Origin of the sequence: Tenacibaculum sp. MAR_2009_124, from assembly GCF_900105455.1 — a bacterium.
Classification (GTDB): domain Bacteria; phylum Bacteroidota; class Bacteroidia; order Flavobacteriales; family Flavobacteriaceae; genus Polaribacter.
The window spans coordinates 502,231-520,099 of sequence record NZ_FNSF01000001.1 but is presented as its reverse complement, the minus strand read 5'-3'; the positions used below and the strand labels follow the sequence as shown (position 1 = coordinate 520,099).

The following is a 17,869-nucleotide window of genomic DNA, read 5'->3' as shown; positions in this document are numbered from 1 at the left end:
CCCGATTCTATATTTGCCCGAATAGTTAACGTATTCCTAAAAGATAGAATTTTAAATAGTAAAAGTAAAACCCAACATAAAAAATGAAAACAATGAAACTAACGCGTATAAATATTCTAATAATGATGAGCATAATACACTGTTCATCGTATGCTCAAAAAATCACAAAAGTTAATATAATTGACAAGCTAAACGAAAAATATAAGTTTACTAATGACATCAAAAAATACATGGTTACTTATAAATTTACCGCTATAAACCCATATCAGAGTCATAACTATAAACACCCCGAAGATAAAATTAATGGTTATGGTATTTATACTATTGAAATCGATAGAGATGAAAAAGAATATTTCACCCATGATAGAAGCCAGTTTCCAGGTAATTTTGTTTTTGAATTCAAACATTTTAAAAATAATAAAAATGCGGTTTCTTATGATGTAAACGGTGTTATTAGGGGAAAAAGATTAAAGCAACTGAAAAAAGATGCTTTTGAACGGCAGAACAAAAGAGCCGGTGAAGTATTGAGTTTTGAAAAGATAGCCGATTTATTGAATGGTCACAAAAAAGGAGATGATTTAAAAATTAAGTTCGATAAAAACAATGCTCTAGCGACTATAACTCATACTACCAATGATAATGTTATAAACACTTATACTTTTGATATAGAAACGCTAAAATTAGTGACTTTGAAAAGTACTGAAGATAATTCCATTGTAGACTACAAAAACTATATAGTTAAAAATGGATTTGAGTATGCCAAGGTTTCTGTGGAGAACTTCAAAAAAACAATGGGTATTTCTCCTTCAAAATTTGCGATTCCTTATGGATACGCATTACCTCAAAGCAATCAATCAATCTCAAGTGAAGTTAATAAAATAGCCGATAATATTTACCTCATTAACACTAACAATAACAGCAGGTTTATTCTTCTTAAAATCATTGATAATCAAATAATGGTATTTGGAGCTCCTTTATCTGAGAATGTTAGTGAAAAAATTATTGATTCAATTGAAAAAAAATTCCCTATGAAAACCATAAAATATGTCTTTGTCTCTCATCCGCATAATGATCATATTGCTGGTTTAGTTCCTTATGCAAAAAAGGGAGTCGCTGTAATTGCTGATGATTATACCATTGAAGCTATTAAAAATTACCCAAAGTTTAAGGAAACAATTAAATCCTTCAAATTCAAAACAATCTCAAACAAAGAACGTATCAATGGAGTTCGTTTTTATGTATTAAAAAATGAGCACAGTTTAAAACAAAGTTTTGCTTATTTAGAGCATGAACAAATAATTTATGAAGGTGATTTTTTAGAAGTTCCTGCGGATAATACCATTCCTACACATATATCGAATGTAGAAAAACAATTTATCGAGTTTGTTCGTTCAGAAAAATTGAATGTAAAAAGAATCGTTCAACATCACAGGAACTCAAATGTTACTGCGGATGTTATGAATAACTATTATAATGCGAACGCCAATTAAACATTTAAACGAGGTATAGATAAATTTGTAATAAAAAAGCGATCGTTTTCTTTAGTCATAATTGTAGTTTATTCTAGATTTTACTGCCCTCTTCGGTCGCTTTTTCTATACTTATATCAACAATAACATAACTTAAGCAACTCCTTAAAAACAAACATCTTAAAACATAACACTTCTAGTAAGTTAAGATAATATTAACAATAAAAAAAATGGTTTTTATTAAGAAATCCTTAATTTTATTCTGGATAATACCTTGCTAAAAAATTAAAATGAAAACATACCCCTTAATTATATATATGTGATAAGTATTTATTTTCAATACGGTAATTTTCCTTTTTTAAAATTACTCTAAAAAATATTCTATGCTAAGAAAAATTAAGTTTTTACTGGTCTTGTTAATTATAACTGCCGTAAATTGTTATGGGCAAAAAATTTCTGGTCGAGTCTTAGACATAGAAACGAAAATGCCTTTGGAAAAAGTAAATATCTATTCAACAACCAATGAAACCATAGGAGTAGCAACTAATAAAAACGGAAAATTCACACTAAAACATACATTTACAAAAACTGACAGTATCAGTATTTCCTTAGTTGGTTACAAAAAATACACCTTACCAATATCCATTTTAAAAAACAATTCGAAACCCATTTTCCTAGTTAAACAAATTGATCAATTAGAGGAAGTTTCCATAAATACGAAGAAAAAGCGAGATAGACTAAAATTTGAAGAAATTGGTAATTTGAATTCTGGTATTTTTTCGTTTGCTTCTAAAATTTTAGATAACAAGATATTTATAGCGGGTGGAGATGAAACTCTGCGAGAAGATAATTATAGTAAAGCTGTTGATAGAGCAAGTATGTCGGGTAATTTTTCGATCTCCCCTAAATCAATCTCAAGATACCAAGAACCTAGTTTGAACTACAAAAGTTATAACGATAATTTATACGTTTATACTATTGATAATAAAACTTTAAAAAAATTCGCTATTAAACTTGAAAAAAGAGCTTATCATGAAATGAATTTTCATAATGATTTTCTTTATATTTTTGGAGGAAAAAAAGTCTCAAACTTCAACGGAAAAGAATATTTATTAAACACAATAGAAGTTCTCGATATAAAAACGCAAAAAGCGATAATAGACCAAGTAAATCCTCATAAAGCTGTAAACTTCAGTTCCTTTGTTTACAAAGATCATTTAATTGTAATTGGAGGCTCTAAAAAGGTAAAAAAAAGCGGTAAAAAAATATTTGAAGATAAAATACACTTGTTAAATTTCAGCACAGGTATCTGGCACGAAATCGGTACGATGCCTAATCCTAGAGAAACTTCGGCTGTATTAATAAACGATACAGTTTACTTAATAGGAGGTTTTCATAATAATCCTAGTAACCTGATTGAATCTTGGAACTTAACCAATAATAAATGGAAAATTGAAGGGAAATTGTTTTCAGATATTGAAAAACCTGCATTAACTTATGACGATGAAAGTATTTATATATTTGATAATAGAAAAATTATACGATACAATATAAAAGAAAAAATACTGAAAGAATATGCTATAAACCTATCTTTAAAAAGTGCTCGAATTCATTATTATAATAATGCTTTATACATCTTAGGTGGATATAGAAATAAAAAATATTCTAAAGAACCTTCATCAGAAATTTATAAGGTAAATATATCTGATTTTGATAATACAGCGACATATCGTTCAAAGAAAATAATTTAAACAACAAACCACTCTGCGCTTCTACACAGAGTGATGTGTTCCATTTTTATCTTTTTATTTCTATTCTTCCAATTGTCAAAGATACAATTGCACCATTATTTGCTTTTACTGGGCCATTGAAAGAACCTTCTATTATATCGTTATTATTAATAGAAATTGAAGAAGTAAAGGTTCCAGTCACATTCGAGTCTGGATAATACTCTCGAGAGATAAGGTAAATTCTAAAGTTTTGTAATTTATTTTCTCCCGTTGCCCCTAACTCTAACTCAAAAGAAACCCAATCATCGGTTAAATCATCTTCAGCTTTAACAAGCAGATTTGATCCATCCACTTGTACTGAGATATTTGTTTCAAACGTTTTAATTAGCGTTCCTACCCTAACACTAAGAATTCCTTCATCAATAGCCCCAGAACAATCTCCAAGCTCATCTAACAATGACTTAAGCGATCCTGACTCATCACCACATGAAGAAATTTGTTGATTAAGTAATTCTTTATAAGCATTACATGTTTCTTCGTTTTGGTCATTTCGATAATTTTCTGCTGCAGTTGCCGTTTCCGATGCGATGCTCATACAATTATCTGATTCATTCTCCGAAGAACAACAAGCGAAACTGAAAACCAATAGTAGCAAAGTGAAGTTTAGATAAATTCTTTTTCTCATAATTACATTTTTAATTAAATTTAAAGTGCTAATTTTAAAAAAGAGAAACATCTCTCTATCTTTTTCTAGCATCTTTTTCACAACAAAAATAAAAAAACCGAAGATTTATAAAATCCTCGGTTCATATATTATAAAAAGAAAGTTTGTTACATTACAAACAATCTTCGGTTATGCATTAAATCATACACTTTTTCCGATATAGCCTCTAAAGCTTCGTCGTTTCCTGCATTTATAATTGCTTCATCAATTAAATCAACAACTATATTCATATCTTCTTCAACCAGTCCGCGTGTGGTTACAGCCGAAGTTCCTACACGGATACCAGAAGTAACAAATGGAGATTCAGTATCAAAAGGAACCATATTTTTATTTACCGTAATTTCTGCCTTTCCTAACGCGATCTCAGCATCTTTACCTGTTATCCCTTTGTTCCTTAAATCAATTAACATCATATGATTATCAGTTCCTCCAGAAATAAGGTCATACCCCTTAGATACAAATGCCGCTGCCATTGCTCTAGCATTTTCTCTTACCTGAATCTGATACTCTAAGAAACCATCTGTTAAGGCTTCTCCAAAAGCAACTGCTTTTGCTGCAATAACATGCTCTAATGGCCCTCCTTGATTCCCAGGAAAAACAGAACCATTTAACAAGGTTGACATTTTCTTAGGTTTTCCGCTTTTTAATGTTAATCCAAACGGGTTTTCAAAATCTTTCCCCATCATTATCATTCCTCCACGTGGTCCTCGTAACGTTTTATGTGTTGTTGTTGTTACAATATGACAATGTGGTAATGGATCCGATAAAATTCCTTTAGCGATTAACCCAGCTGGGTGAGAAATATCTGCCATTAAAATAGCTCCAACAGCATCTGCTATATCTCTAAAACGTTTAAAATCTATATCTCTTGAATAAGCCGAAGCACCAGCTATAATTAATTTAGGCTTGTGCTCATTTGCTTGTCTTTCTAGATGATCATAATCAATTAATCCTGTTTCCTTAGAAACACCGTAAAATACAGGGTTGTATAATTTCCCTGAAAAATTAACAGGAGATCCATGTGTTAAATGACCTCCATGAGATAAATCAAAACCTAAAATTGTATCTCCGGGTTTTAAACAAGTAGCAAAAACCGCTGTATTTGCCTGGCTACCAGAGTGAGGCTGAACATTTACATACTCAGCACCAAATAATTCTTTAGCCCTGTCGATTGCAATCTGCTCAACAACATCAACGACTTCACATCCTCCATAGTAACGTTTACCTGGATATCCTTCAGCGTACTTATTTGTTAAAACTGATCCCTGTGCTTCCATTACTTGTTCACTTACAAAGTTTTCAGAAGCAATTAGCTCTAAACCATGTAACTGACGTTTATTTTCTTCAATTATAAGGTCAAAAATTTGATGATCTCTTTGCATTATTTTGTGTTGTTAAATTTCGATGCCAAATGTAATCAATTTAAAAGTAAAATGATACCGATTATAAGTATTTTCGCACATTTCAATCGATTCATTAAATATGCCTTAATATGGATTCTATTTTTAGACATTTTACAAAATATCGCTAGGGTAAATTCAAAAAAAATATGTAGGTTTGAAGAGAAATAAAACATAACAATTCAATGGAAATAACTGCAAATAATCCGAATAGAAAATCGTGGTTAACGGTTGATGTAGACTCTGATTTCCCTATTCAAAATATACCTTTTGGTGTTTTCTTAACAAAAGACGATATCATTACGATTGGAACGAGAATTGGTGATTATGCTATCGATTTAGGAGCATTACATCAATTAGGCTACTTTGAAGGAATTCCTTTAACAGACGATATATTTTTACAAGATACTTTAAATGATTTTATTGCTGATGGTAGAAAGACTTGGCGTTTAGTTCGAAACAGAATTGCCGATATCTTTGATGCTGAAAATCATAAGTTACGTGATAATAGTGCACATAAAGACAAGGTAATATTCACAATGACAGAAATTGAAATGCAATTACCTGTAAATGTTGGAGATTACACTGATTTTTATGCCAGTAAAGAACACGCTACCAATGTAGGGAGCTTATTTAGAGATCCTGAAAATGCCTTATTACCAAACTGGTTACATATTCCTATTGGTTACCATGGAAGAAGTTCTTCAATCATTCCTTCTGGTACTCCAGTTCGTCGTCCGATTGGTCAGTCAAGACCTGCGGAAGGAACTAATAAACCAGGGTTTGGACCTTCAAAATTATTAGATTTTGAACTAGAAATGGCATTCATTACAACGGTTGCTAATGATTTAGGAGATCGAATTCCAATTGAGGAAGCGGAAGACTATATTTTTGGTTTGGTATTATTTAACGATTGGTCGGCTCGTGATATTCAAGGTTGGGAATATGTTCCTCTAGGGCCTTTCTTAGGTAAAAACTTTGCTTCAACAATTTCACCTTGGATTGTTACTTTAGATGCTTTAGAACCGTTTAGAGTAGACAACCCAAAGCAAGTTCACGAACCTTTGCCTTATTTAAAGAAAGAAGGAAAAGATAGTTACGATATTAACTTACAAGTAGCTATTAAACCAGAAGAATCTAAAGAAACGGTCGTTTGTAATTCCAACTTTAAGTATATGTATTGGACAATGGTTCAGCAGTTAGCGCACCATACGGTAAATGGTTGTCCAGTAAATGCTGGTGACATGATGGGAAGCGGAACCATTTCTGGACCTACAAAAGACAGCTATGGTTCAATGTTAGAGTTAAGCTGGAAAGGGCAAAACCCATTGAAATTAAACGATGGTTCTGAACGTAAGTTCATCAATGACAACGATACTGTTATTTTAAGAGGTTATGCGAAAAATAATGAAGTTCGTATAGGTTTTGGAGAATGTACCGGTAAGGTATTACCTGCGGTAGAATAAAAAAGTATTACAATATATAAAACTCGCTTAAATAATAAACTTTAAGCGCGTTTGTCTAACTAAAAATCCATTTCAAATTGAAATGGATTTTTAATTTTGTTTCAATACTCAGAAGCAAGACCAATTTCTTTTGAATTAAAAGTTCCTTCACCCTTTACATAGTTCGCCATAGTTCTTTCCAATTTAGTATTAATTTTCACGAAGTAAGCAGTATCTTCTGTACTCACTTCTATGGCATTAATTGTTAAGCCCTCAACATTCTGAAATGTTATAATATCATCATAATCGTATCCATCTGGATACTTTTTTACCAACAAATTCAAAATATTAGTAGTTAGTTTGGTGTAATCCACAATTACTTTTTTCATTTGATTATCTAATGTTTCCTTTCACTCAAATGTAACTTCCCAACTATTAATTAAACATTAACTAATCTTTAATTAATCTTTAAAACAATTCAAATAAGTGTCCTCCACATATTAATTATCTTAAGATATTTTTGGATTAAGAGCAAAAAAAAAGTGATAAAAACCACTTTTCTTATTCTTCTTCTGGAGGAGGATGACCATGAATTTGTTCATAAACCTCATCGAAATTATTTCTTAAATAAGTACTTAACTTTTTTCTATAATCGTCTTGTAACCAATCAATAAAATTATGAGTACTTTTACAGATACATTTTGAATATCTAAAGATTCTATCATCTATATCACCACCCAGTTTTTTTGCAAGTATTAACGCATCAAAAACATCTTCACTGTTCTCAACACATAATTTAGCATGATGTTCTATAGATTTCTCCAAAACTTTTTTAGACGACTGCCCTGATTGAATGACATTTATATATACCTTTTTTACATCAAAGTATAAATCTTTAGAATTAGCAAATTCTTTTTTAACATCCTCTGGTAACTCATACCTAAAATCATTCTCTATATCCTCATCAGACAATAAGTTATCTAAATAAAAATTAGGCGCTCTAAACATTTTCTGCCAATCCAAATCAGCTCCCCAAGGACCAAATCTATGAAAGTTGTTACCTAAATCTATCACATTAAACCCTGATTTACCTGGGAATATACGAGATCCTCTACCAATCATTTGGTAATACAATGTAAGCGACTTCGTTGCTCTGTTTAATATAATTGAACTAACCGAAGGCTCATCAAAACCAGTTGTTAAGATACTCACTGAAGTAATAATAGCATTAGGCGTTTTATTAAACCACTTCAGGATAAAATCACGTTCCTTTTTAGTATTCGTGTTATCCAAATGCGCAATAGGATAACCAGCCCTTTTAAAAGTATCGAATACATGCAAAGATGTATTAATACCATTATTAAATATTAAGGTTTTCGATCCTTTCGCTCTTTCTTCATATGCCTGCAATAACTTAGAAAGCATATCTGTATTTGTATATAAATCTTCTGAAGATTTTACTGTATAATCTCCATTGGCACCAACTTCTAAAGACGTTAATCCAACGTTATATGAATACACACTAGCCTTTGCTAAATATTCCTTTGATATTAATGTCCCAATACTTTCTCCAACGATCAACTCGTCATAATTATTCTTCATTGGTAACTTTATATTAGAACTCAGCGGCGTTGCCGTTACTCCTAATATAAACGACTTATCAAAAAACTTGAAAAGCTTTGTAAAAGAGTTATAGTGAGCCTCATCAATAATAACCAACCCTACATCTGATATATCAAGCATATCATCATTCAAACGGTTGTTTAGCGTTTCAACCATCGCTACAAAACAATCGAAATTGTCTTGATCATCTAAACTGGCCTTACTATCGATAATCTTGTTGTCAACACCAAATTCGTGGAGCATTCTTGCAGTTTGTTTGCAAAGCTCAATTCGGTGTGTCATAATCAACACTTTCTTTTTATAATGCTTTAAATATTGCCTAGTTATTTCTGAGAAAATAACCGTTTTCCCACCTCCTGTTGGTAATTGGAAAAGAAGATGATAATTTTCGGGGGCATTTTCAAAACTCTTAAAAATTTTGTGTATCGATTCCTTTTGATAATCGTATAAGTCCTTACCTACAATTTTCTTGGTCGTCGTTGTTTCTTTACTCAATTTTATCTTATTTTGAAGAAAGCAAAAATACGATGAATTTGAGGAAATCGCGAAAAAATCGATGTAAAATTTAAAAACTTTTTAAATCAATTCGCGCAATTTCATAATGAGAAGCATGAGCCACAGCTTCCTTATTTTTGATTATTAATAACTGTGGTGATTGATGATGAACTTGAAACTTATAGCCAACTTCGTTAGAAATATCGCGATAGTTCAACAAATCTAAATAGTATACTTTTAAGTTTTTTAAAGATTCATCAAAGCTATTTTCAAAACGCTTTATTACCATGCTACTTATTCCACATCTCGTCGAGTGTTTAAATATTGCGATGGGTTCTTTCTCTGATAATTTTTCTATTTCATTTAACTGCTCAACACTAGTAAGCGGAATCCAGTTAACAAACGATTCTTTCTTTTTACTATTTTTATCTGAACTTCCAAAAAGTGTATTAATAATTCCCATAGTTATACGTATACTTGTTTTTATATCTGTCGTTAATTCTTCAAAACCTTTCAACACGACAAAAAGTCACTTGTAATTAGTTATTTAAAGACATTTTGACGCGAGTTCTTAGAGATATCATCTTGGTATTGATTTTGACCTGTAATCCGTAAAAATAAAATGATTATGAATTTCAACAATTATACAATAAAATCTCAAGAAACGATACAACAAGCGCAACAACTTGCGCAAGGTTATTCACATAACCAAATCGAAAACGAACATATATTTAAAGCACTATTCAATGTTGATGAAAATGTACTGCCTTTTATCTTAAAAAAACTCAATGTTAACATTCAGGTAGTTCAACAAATACTAGACAAACAACTTGAAAGCTTTAGTAAAGTTTCAGGTACCGAACTAGTTTTATCTAGAGAAGCTGGTAAAACACTTACCGAGGCTTCCGTAATTGCAAAAAAAATGAACGATGAATACGTTTCAATCGAACATTTAATATTTTCTATTTTTAAATCTAAAAGTCAAATAACTCAGGTTTTAAAAGATCAAGGAATTACTGAAAAGAACTTAACAGCGGCTATAAATGAACTAAGAAAAGGAGACCGAGTTACTTCTCAAAGTGCAGAAGAAACCTACAACTCTTTAAATAAATACGCTAAAAATTTAAATCAGCTAGCCCAAGACGGAAAATTAGACCCTGTTATTGGTAGAGATGAGGAAATAAGACGTTTGCTTCAAATCTTATCAAGAAGAACTAAAAACAACCCTATTTTAGTTGGTGAACCCGGTACAGGTAAAACAGCCATTGCAGAAGGCTTGGCTCATAGAATTATTCGTGGTGATGTTCCTGAAAACCTAAAAGACAAACAAATATATTCTCTAGACATGGGAGCCTTAATAGCAGGTGCTAAATATAAAGGGGAATTCGAAGAGAGATTAAAAAGCGTGGTGAAAGAAGTTACCACGTCAGAAGGAGATATTGTTCTCTTTATCGACGAAATACACACTTTAGTTGGAGCTGGTGGTGGTCAAGGAGCTATGGATGCAGCAAACATTCTAAAGCCTGCCTTAGCCCGAGGAGAATTGAGAGCTATTGGAGCCACCACACTTGATGAATATCAAAAATATTTTGAAAAAGACAAAGCCCTTGAAAGACGATTTCAAAAGGTGATTGTAGATGAACCAGACACCGAAAGTGCAATATCCATTCTTAGAGGTATCAAAGACAAATATGAAACTCATCATAAAGTTAGAATTAAAGACGAAGCCATTATAGGCGCTGTTGAACTTTCTCAACGATACATTACAAATCGTTTTTTACCAGACAAAGCCATTGATTTGATGGATGAGGCCGCCTCTAAATTACGAATGGAAATCAATTCTAAACCAGAAGAGCTTGATGTATTAGATCGAAAGATTATGCAATTAGAAATTGAGATCGAAGCTATTAAACGCGAAAATGACGATATAAAGTTAAAATCTCTAAATGCCGATATTGCAAACTTGAAAGAAGAGCGCAATGAAATTAATGCCAAATGGCAATCTGAAAAGAGTGTTGTTGATAGCATTCAACATTTAAAATCGTCCATTGAAGAATATAAACTTGAAGCCGATAAAGCAGAAAGAAATGGTGATTACGGTAAAGTCGCTGAATTGAGATATGGTAAAATTAAAGAAGCTCAAGAACAACTTGATGAACAACAAATAGTGTTAGCTAATCAAAAAGAAGATTCTTTAATAAAGGAAGAAGTAACCTATGATGATATTGCTGAAGTTGTAGCAAAATGGACAGGAATTCCTGTTACCAAAATGCTTCAATCGGAACGTGAAAAACTATTGAATCTGGAAGCTGAATTACACAAACGTGTAGTTGGTCAAGAGGAAGCCATTGAAGCTGTTTCCGATGCAGTACGTCGATCAAGAGCTGGCTTACAAAACCCAAACAAACCTATTGGTTCATTTCTGTTTTTAGGAACAACTGGTGTTGGTAAAACCGAGCTCGCAAAAACTTTAGCTGATTATCTTTTTGATGATGAAAATGCCATGACACGTATTGATATGAGTGAGTATCAAGAACGTCACTCTGTAAGCAGATTAGTAGGTGCACCTCCTGGATATGTCGGATATGATGAAGGTGGTCAATTGACTGAAGCCGTTAGAAGAAAACCTTATTCAGTTGTTTTGTTAGATGAAATAGAAAAAGCACATCCTGACACCTTCAATATTTTACTACAAGTATTAGATGAAGGAAGACTTACAGACAACAAAGGTAGAATAGCCGATTTTAAAAACACTATTATTATTATGACATCAAATATAGGGAGTCATATAATTCAGGAGAAATTGGAAAACATGAAACAGGATATTCATACTGCAATGGAATTAGCAAAAACTGAAGTTTTAGGCTTATTAAAACAAAGTGTTCGTCCTGAGTTTTTAAACAGAATTGATGATATTGTAATGTTTACACCATTATCCGAAAGCAATATCAAGAACATTGTTGAGTTACAATTGCATAGCGTTAAAAAAATGGTAGCTAAGCAAAATATAACTATTGACGCTACTAATGAAGCTATTTTATACTTGTCCAAAAAAGGATATCAACCCGAATTTGGCGCTCGTCCTGTGAAAAGAGTTATTCAAAAAGAAGTTCTAAATGCATTGTCTAAAGACATACTTTCAGGAAAAGTAACTACGGATAGTATTATTTTACTGGATGCATTTGATGATCAGTTAGTATTTAGAAATCAATCGGAATTAGTGCAATAGACAAAAAAACATTTGCATAAATTATTGTTTCGGCAAACTTAAGTCTCAGATACAACTTCCCAGTTATGTCTGAGATTTTTTAATTGATTTGAGCTTAACATCTCTCTTCAAATAAAAACTATTTATACAAAAAAAACACCAAAACTCAATAAAACAAAGCAAACCATAAATAAAACACTTTTTTTTAACCTTAAACTTCAATAAAAATTACAAAATTAACATAAATTCGCACCCCATAACCAAACATATATTAACATGAAAAAATTAGCTTACTACGCATTTACTGCGTTAATTTTGTTTAATCTTGGGTGTTCTAACGAAGATATGACCGCCCCTCCAGAAGTCGAATCACTGGATCAACAAGATGATCCAAGTTTTAAAAATGATGTTTTTGACAAAAACGGATTAAACCGAACTTATTTAGAAGAAAGCAGCCTTTCTGAAGAAGATTTTTACACACAATTAAATGAAGAAGGAGCCATTCTTTCTAATTCATTGGAAGAAAAGCAAAATGATTACTCACAGAATAAAAACGTAATTATTGATAAGTCGGATTTAGCTGGAGCATTAGCTTCCCTTATCTATGAAATTAAAGATAATCCTGGCAACTATTTTAAAGGCGAAATAGGCTTTAATAGTACATACGGTTCATATTTTAATCTTGGATTGAACAACAACCTTATCAGAAGTGCTGTTCAAAAGTTCCCTAGTGTACGAATCGATAAACGTACTGGTAAAAAAGACAAAAACAAACACTTGATTGATTTAAACAATTTCTCATTATTAAAAATGGAAATCGTGGGGCAAAATACAGTTAAAATAAAAATAAAAGGTAATTTCAGGTATAGATATTACAGAAAAATATTCAAAAAATACAGAAGATTATTAGACAGACGAGGAACGGCTGAAATAGAGTTACCTTTAATTTTTAATACCGTTACGAATAGCATTCAAACTGGTACTGCAAAAATCAATAAAATTGATATAAGCTCTGGATTCAATCTGTTTTTCGTTCAGAATCTTTTAATTAACGTTATTGTGAAAAAGTTTGTTAGTATTAAACAAAACTTCAACCTAAACATTTCTTACGACTTTTTACCGAAGCAATATATTGAATTCAAAGGATTAAAAGAAGATTATTACAATGGACAAAGGTTTACATTTTTTAAGTTTGATATAAAAGATGATGCCTATATAAACAACCTAAGGTCTCGATTACAACAACTCAACATACAACTATAAAAAGAAAAGGGTGTCATTTTTATCAATAACACCCTTTTTATTTATTTTCGACTTTTTAAATCTTTATAAAAAACCTTGATTTTTCATCCATTCATCAGAATAAATCTTATTCATATATCTTGATCCATGATCAGGTAAAATCACTACAATAACACTGTTTTCATCGAAATACCCTTGATCAGCATATTGTTGCAATCCTTGTAAAACAGCTCCAGAAGTATAACCTGCAAAAATGCCCTCGGTTTTCACTAATTCTCTTGCTTTTAATGCCGAATCTTTATCTGAAACCTTTTCGTAAATGTCTACTACATCAAAATCAGTAGATGTTGGGATTAGGTTCTTCCCCAAACCTTCTATTTTATAAGGACTAATCTCTTTCACATCAAACTCACCCGATTCATGAAACTTTTTTATTACAGAACCAATAGCATCAATACCTAAAACTTTAACATTAGGATTTTGTTCCTTTAAAAACCGTCCAGTTCCAGAAATTGTACCTCCGGTTCCACTAGCAACAACAATATGGGTAACTCTTCCTTCTGTTTGTCTCCATATTTCAGGTCCAGTGCTCACATAATGGGCTTCTATATTTAATTCATTAAAATACTGATTAATATATATAGAACCTGGATTTTCCTTATGCAATCTCTTTGCCACCTCATAATAAGATCGAGGATCATCTGCTGCAACGTTGGCCGGACAAATATGCACCTCTGCCCCCATTGCTTTAAGCATATCAATTTTATCTTGAGATGATTTATCGCTAACCGCTAATATGCATCTATACCCTTTAACAATACTTATCATAGCGAGAGAAAATCCCGTATTTCCTGACGTAGTTTCAACTATTATATCACCTCTTTTAACAATTCCTTTCTTTTCAGCCGTTTCAATAATATGAAGTGCTATTCTATCTTTTGCTGAATGTCCTGGGTTAAATGCTTCTAACTTCGCATAGCATTTTCCTGGAATATTTTGGGTAATATTATTTATTTTTACTAAAGGGGTCTCTCCTACTAGATCTAAAACTGAATTGGTTATACCAGTATGTCTCATTCTTTCTAAAATCATAAAAGGCGTCATTAAAAAAAACTAGGGTGAAATAAAGTTTCTTCTATTTTTTCATAATAACACCCTGCTCTTTCCGTGGGCAAAAATATAATTATTTTTCTAACTTACCCTCTAACATTAAAAAGAACGTATATTCTTCTGCCGTTTCCTTTAAAGAATTAAACCTTCCTGAAGCACCTCCATGTCCTGCTTCCATATTTGTATGTAAGAATAATAAGTTATTATCTGTTTTCAACTCTCTTAACTTAGCCACCCATTTAGCTGGTTCCCAGTACTGTACTTGACTATCATGTAAACCAGTAGTTACCAACATATTTGGATACGCTTTTGCTTCAACTTGATCATATGGCGAATACGATTTAATATAATCATAATATTCTTTATCATTCGGATTCCCCCATTCGTCATACTCCCCTGTTGTTAAAGGAATACTATCATCCAACATCGTTGAAATTACATCCACAAATGGAACAGCCGCAATTATACCGTTATAAAGCTCTGGGTTCATATTAATTATCGCTCCCATTAATAAACCTCCAGCGGATCCTCCCATTGCATATAAATGCTTTGCAGATGTATATCCGTTGTCAATTAAATACTTTGAACAATCTACAAAATCGTTAAATGTATTTTTCTTTTGCAACATTTTTCCATCCTCATACCAATCTCTTCCTAAATATTGACTCCCTCTAATATGAGCCAATGCAAAAATAAAACCTCTATCCAACAAACTTAATCGAGTAGAAGAAAAACCATCCGAAATAGTATACCCATAAGAACCATAGGCATATTGTAATACCGGTGTGTTTTCATTTATTTTGGTATCCTTACGATAAACAATAGATAATGCCACTTTCTTGCCATCACGAGCAGGAACCCAAATGCGCTTACTTACATAGTTTGCTTTGTCAAACTTCCCTCCTAAAACTTCTTGTTCTTTTTTAACATCTTTAGTTCTGTCATTCATATTAAAATCAATCACAGAGCTTGGGGTAGTCATTGAATTATAAGAATATCTAATTACATTAGTATCAAATTCAGGGTTAGAATAGACACCTGCTGAGTAAGTTTCCTCATTAAACGGTAAATAATAATCTTCTTTACCATCCCAGCGCTTAATCCTAATTTTACTCAACCCTTCGCTTCTTTCTTCGAGAACTAAGTAATCTTTAAAAATTGAGAAATCTTCAAATAAAACATCTTCTCTATGAGGAATTACATCTACCCAATTTTCTTTAGTAGTTTTATTTTCAGGCGTTTTCATTAATTTAAAATTCGTAGCACCGTCCTTATTTGTTCTGATATAAAATGCATCTTCATAATGCGCTACATCATACTCTAAATCTCTTTCACGAGGCTGAATAATTCTAAACTCACCTTCTGGATTGTTCGCCTCCAAAACCCTGTATTCATTAGAAACTGTGTTATAAGAACCAATAACAATATATTTCTTAGATTTTGACTTGGTTACAAAAACTCCAAATGTTTCATCTTCTTCCTCAAAAACTAAAATATCCTTTGACGAATCTGTTCCTAAAGTATGTCTATAAATTTGAGAACTTCTCAAAGTAACTGGATCTTTCTTTGTATAATAAATAGTTTTATTATCATTTGTCCATACCGCTCCTCCAGTCGTATTCTCTATCTTATCAACTGATATTTTTCCGTCGATAAGATTTTTTATTTGTATTGTATATTGTCGTCTACTTACGGTATCAACAGCAAAAGCGGCTAACTTATTATCTGGACTTATACTTAAACCTCCAAGCTGATAATAATCGTGTCCTTCTGCCTCATTATTTACATTAAAAATAATTTCTTCTTCGGCTTCTAATGTTTCCTTCTTTCTACTGTAAATTGGATACTGGCCTCCAATTTCATATCTCGTTATATAATAATAACCATTCTCTTTGTAAGGAACCGATTCGTCATCTTCTTTAATTCTCCCCTTCATTTCCTCGAACAACCTCTCCTGAAAATTCTTCGTATTGGCAGTTTCTTGCTCATAAAACTCATTTTCGGTGTTCAAGTAATCATATACCTTCTGGGTTTGCTCGTCCTTAACTTCGGCATTTTTTTGCTCATCGGATAAACGCATCCAAAAATAATCATCTATTCTTACATCTCCGTGTTTCTCTAACTTAGTCATCTGTTTTTCAGCAACAGGTACTTGTATATCTGTGTTCATTCTTTCTTTTTTGCAGGAAACAAAAATAAGGTTTAAAGTTATTACCGTAATAATTATTTCTCTCATTTTAATTTGGTTATTTAATTTTCAAGTGAAAATACTACTTTTGCTGAATATAGATTTTTAAAACAATTAAGTAATGTTTGGAGATATCTCTAATATGATGGGCAAATTGAAAGAAGCCCAAGGTAAGGTTGAGGAAACAAAAAAAAGATTAGATACCGTTTTAATCGATGAATCAGCGGCAAGTGGTAATTTAAAAATTACTGTAACTGCTAACAGAGAAATAAAAGCTATTTCAGTTGATAAATCGTTACTTCAGGATAAAGAAGAACTAGAAGATTACTTGATCTTAACCTTAAATAAAGCATTAAAAAGAGCTGGTGAAATTAATGAACAAGAATTGGCTATAGCCGCTAAAAGTGGTATGCCTAACATTCCTGGAATGGATATGTTTAAATAAGATCGAAATGAAACTAGAGGACTACATGCTGCCTTGTATGAATAAGGAAATCTTTGGAATAGATTGCCCTGGTTGTGGACTTCAAAGATCTGCTGCTCTTCTTTCAGAAGGAAAGTTTTACGATGCTTTTACCATGTTTCCTGCAATATATACTACAATACTTTTAGTTGTTATTGCTATATTTCATTTCTTTTTAAAGAAAAAAATAACCTTAAAAATTTTAGTGATATTGGCTATAAGTAATGTTGTTATTATTATTTTGGCTTATATCATAAAAATGAACAAATTATTCAGTTAACTAAATCATACATATATTTATGAACGAATTTGAACAAAGACAACTTCCCAATGCAACGGCCGTTTTAGTCTTGGGTATTATTTCAATTTTAAGTTGTTGTTGCTATGGAATACCTGGAATTATACTAGGAATCATCGCTCTTGTTTTATTTAAGCAAGACAAGGCAAAATACGACTTAAACCCTAGTTTATACTCTAATTACTCTAATCTTAATACAGGAAGAATTCTGGCTATCATTGGAATTGTTTTAAGCGCCTTATACCTATTTTTTGTCATCGGTATATTCGCAACTGTTGGTTGGGATGCTTTACGAGACCCTGAACTTTTACAAGAAAGAATGAATGGTTGGTAATAACCATATTTTAAAATAAACGTTTTAAAAATCCTGAAGATCTCCTTCAGGATTTTTTTTATTCAATTTATTGATTTTTAAATACTCATAAAATTGTTAATTCTTTTATGATAAGAAAGTTCTTTTTCATTTAAAAAAAA

Annotated in this window: 15 protein-coding genes; 8 read left to right on the top strand and 7 right to left on the bottom strand. The window is 31.7% G+C overall.

What is annotated here, in order from left to right; translation table 11 throughout:
* Positions 1-92: 92 nt before the first annotated feature.
* Both BLW23_RS01520 and BLW23_RS01515 read left to right on the top strand, forming a co-directional pair.
* Positions 93-1,490, top strand: a complete 1,398-nt coding sequence (locus BLW23_RS01520) for an MBL fold metallo-hydrolase (RefSeq protein WP_176829728.1) — start codon at positions 93-95, stop codon at positions 1,488-1,490.
* 362 nt (positions 1,491-1,852) lie between these two features.
* Positions 1,853-3,220, top strand: coding sequence for a Kelch repeat-containing protein (locus tag BLW23_RS01515; protein WP_093667486.1), 1,368 nt, complete (start codon positions 1,853-1,855; stop codon positions 3,218-3,220).
* Positions 3,221-3,266: 46 nt separating this feature from the next.
* Here BLW23_RS01515 and BLW23_RS01510 read toward each other — a convergent pair whose 3' ends face one another.
* Together BLW23_RS01510 and glyA are read right to left on the bottom strand one after the other, a co-directional pair.
* Positions 3,267-3,884, bottom strand: coding sequence for a hypothetical protein (locus tag BLW23_RS01510; protein ID WP_143032076.1), 618 nt, complete (start codon positions 3,882-3,884; stop codon positions 3,267-3,269).
* A gap of 146 nt (positions 3,885-4,030) precedes the next feature.
* Positions 4,031-5,305: a serine hydroxymethyltransferase gene (gene glyA / locus BLW23_RS01505; protein ID WP_093667484.1), complete on the bottom strand. Its 1,275-nt coding sequence runs from the start codon at positions 5,303-5,305 to the stop codon at positions 4,031-4,033.
* Positions 5,306-5,508: 203 nt separating this feature from the next.
* Between glyA and fahA the strand changes: the two genes are divergently transcribed.
* Positions 5,509-6,789 (top strand): fumarylacetoacetase, encoded by a 1,281-nt coding sequence (fahA, locus tag BLW23_RS01500; RefSeq protein WP_093667483.1) that lies wholly within the window; start codon positions 5,509-5,511, stop codon positions 6,787-6,789.
* Between the two features lie 101 nt (positions 6,790-6,890).
* Here the strand turns inward: fahA and BLW23_RS01495 are convergent, their stop codons facing one another.
* The 3 genes from BLW23_RS01495 to ytxJ form a co-directional block, all read right to left on the bottom strand.
* Positions 6,891-7,157, bottom strand: a complete 267-nt coding sequence (locus BLW23_RS01495) for a hypothetical protein (RefSeq protein WP_093667482.1) — start codon at positions 7,155-7,157, stop codon at positions 6,891-6,893.
* A 172-nt stretch (positions 7,158-7,329) separates the two neighbouring features.
* Entirely contained in the window at positions 7,330-8,886 is a 1,557-nt protein-coding gene (locus BLW23_RS01490; RefSeq protein ID WP_093667481.1) for a DEAD/DEAH box helicase, read from the bottom strand.
* Positions 8,887-8,956: 70 nt separating this feature from the next.
* Complete coding sequence (gene ytxJ / locus BLW23_RS01485; RefSeq protein ID WP_317039298.1) at positions 8,957-9,406, bottom strand: bacillithiol system redox-active protein YtxJ; 450 nt, start codon at positions 9,404-9,406, stop codon at positions 8,957-8,959.
* Between the two features lie 108 nt (positions 9,407-9,514).
* Here ytxJ and clpB point away from each other — a divergent pair, with 108 nt between their 5' ends.
* On the top strand, positions 9,515-12,115 hold the full coding sequence (gene clpB, locus BLW23_RS01480; RefSeq protein ID WP_093668409.1) for an ATP-dependent chaperone ClpB: 2,601 nt from the start codon (positions 9,515-9,517) through the stop codon (positions 12,113-12,115).
* Positions 12,116-12,370: 255 nt separating this feature from the next.
* The gene (locus BLW23_RS01475) at positions 12,371-13,357 is read left to right on the top strand and encodes a hypothetical protein (protein WP_093667480.1); all 987 of its coding nucleotides are present in this window, start codon (positions 12,371-12,373) and stop codon (positions 13,355-13,357) included.
* 63 nt (positions 13,358-13,420) lie between these two features.
* On the opposite strand, the gene BLW23_RS01470 is transcribed toward BLW23_RS01475, so the two are convergent.
* Positions 13,421-14,428, bottom strand: a complete 1,008-nt coding sequence (locus tag BLW23_RS01470) for a PLP-dependent cysteine synthase family protein (protein WP_255362704.1) — start codon at positions 14,426-14,428, stop codon at positions 13,421-13,423.
* A 91-nt stretch (positions 14,429-14,519) separates the two neighbouring features.
* Positions 14,520-16,616: a S9 family peptidase gene (locus tag BLW23_RS01465; RefSeq protein ID WP_093668407.1), complete on the bottom strand. Its 2,097-nt coding sequence runs from the start codon at positions 16,614-16,616 to the stop codon at positions 14,520-14,522.
* Positions 16,617-16,755: 139 nt separating this feature from the next.
* Between BLW23_RS01465 and BLW23_RS01460 the strand changes: the two genes are divergently transcribed.
* The 3 genes from BLW23_RS01460 to BLW23_RS01450 are packed head-to-tail and all read left to right on the top strand — an operon-like array spanning position 16,756 to position 17,729.
* On the top strand, positions 16,756-17,079 hold the full coding sequence (locus tag BLW23_RS01460; protein ID WP_093667479.1) for a YbaB/EbfC family nucleoid-associated protein: 324 nt from the start codon (positions 16,756-16,758) through the stop codon (positions 17,077-17,079).
* A 7-nt stretch (positions 17,080-17,086) separates the two neighbouring features.
* Positions 17,087-17,377 carry a DUF2752 domain-containing protein gene (locus BLW23_RS01455; protein ID WP_093667478.1) on the top strand — a complete coding sequence of 97 codons (291 nt, stop codon included), beginning with the start codon at positions 17,087-17,089 and terminating at the stop codon, positions 17,375-17,377.
* Positions 17,378-17,396: 19 nt separating this feature from the next.
* Entirely contained in the window at positions 17,397-17,729 is a 333-nt protein-coding gene (locus BLW23_RS01450; protein WP_093667477.1) for a CCC motif membrane protein, read from the top strand.
* Positions 17,730-17,869 lie beyond the last annotated feature (140 nt).

Bases quoted from the DNA above. Each gene is read 5' to 3' on its own strand.
- BLW23_RS01520 (WP_176829728.1), top strand. From the start codon at position 93: ATGAAACTAACGCGTATAAATATTCTAATAATGATGAGCATAATACAC.
- BLW23_RS01515 (WP_093667486.1), top strand. From the start codon at position 1,853: ATGCTAAGAAAAATTAAGTTTTTACTGGTCTTGTTAATTATAACTGCC.
- BLW23_RS01510 (WP_143032076.1), bottom strand. From the start codon at position 3,884: ATGAGAAAAAGAATTTATCTAAACTTCACTTTGCTACTATTGGTTTTC.
- glyA (WP_093667484.1), bottom strand. From the start codon at position 5,305: ATGCAAAGAGATCATCAAATTTTTGACCTTATAATTGAAGAAAATAAA.
- fahA (WP_093667483.1), top strand. From the start codon at position 5,509: ATGGAAATAACTGCAAATAATCCGAATAGAAAATCGTGGTTAACGGTT.
- BLW23_RS01495 (WP_093667482.1), bottom strand. From the start codon at position 7,157: ATGAAAAAAGTAATTGTGGATTACACCAAACTAACTACTAATATTTTG.
- clpB (WP_093668409.1), top strand. From the start codon at position 9,515: ATGAATTTCAACAATTATACAATAAAATCTCAAGAAACGATACAACAA.
- BLW23_RS01475 (WP_093667480.1), top strand. From the start codon at position 12,371: ATGAAAAAATTAGCTTACTACGCATTTACTGCGTTAATTTTGTTTAAT.
- BLW23_RS01470 (WP_255362704.1), bottom strand. From the start codon at position 14,428: ATGATTTTAGAAAGAATGAGACATACTGGTATAACCAATTCAGTTTTA.
- BLW23_RS01465 (WP_093668407.1), bottom strand. From the start codon at position 16,616: ATGAACACAGATATACAAGTACCTGTTGCTGAAAAACAGATGACTAAG.
- BLW23_RS01460 (WP_093667479.1), top strand. From the start codon at position 16,756: ATGTTTGGAGATATCTCTAATATGATGGGCAAATTGAAAGAAGCCCAA.
- BLW23_RS01455 (WP_093667478.1), top strand. From the start codon at position 17,087: ATGAAACTAGAGGACTACATGCTGCCTTGTATGAATAAGGAAATCTTT.
- BLW23_RS01450 (WP_093667477.1), top strand. From the start codon at position 17,397: ATGAACGAATTTGAACAAAGACAACTTCCCAATGCAACGGCCGTTTTA.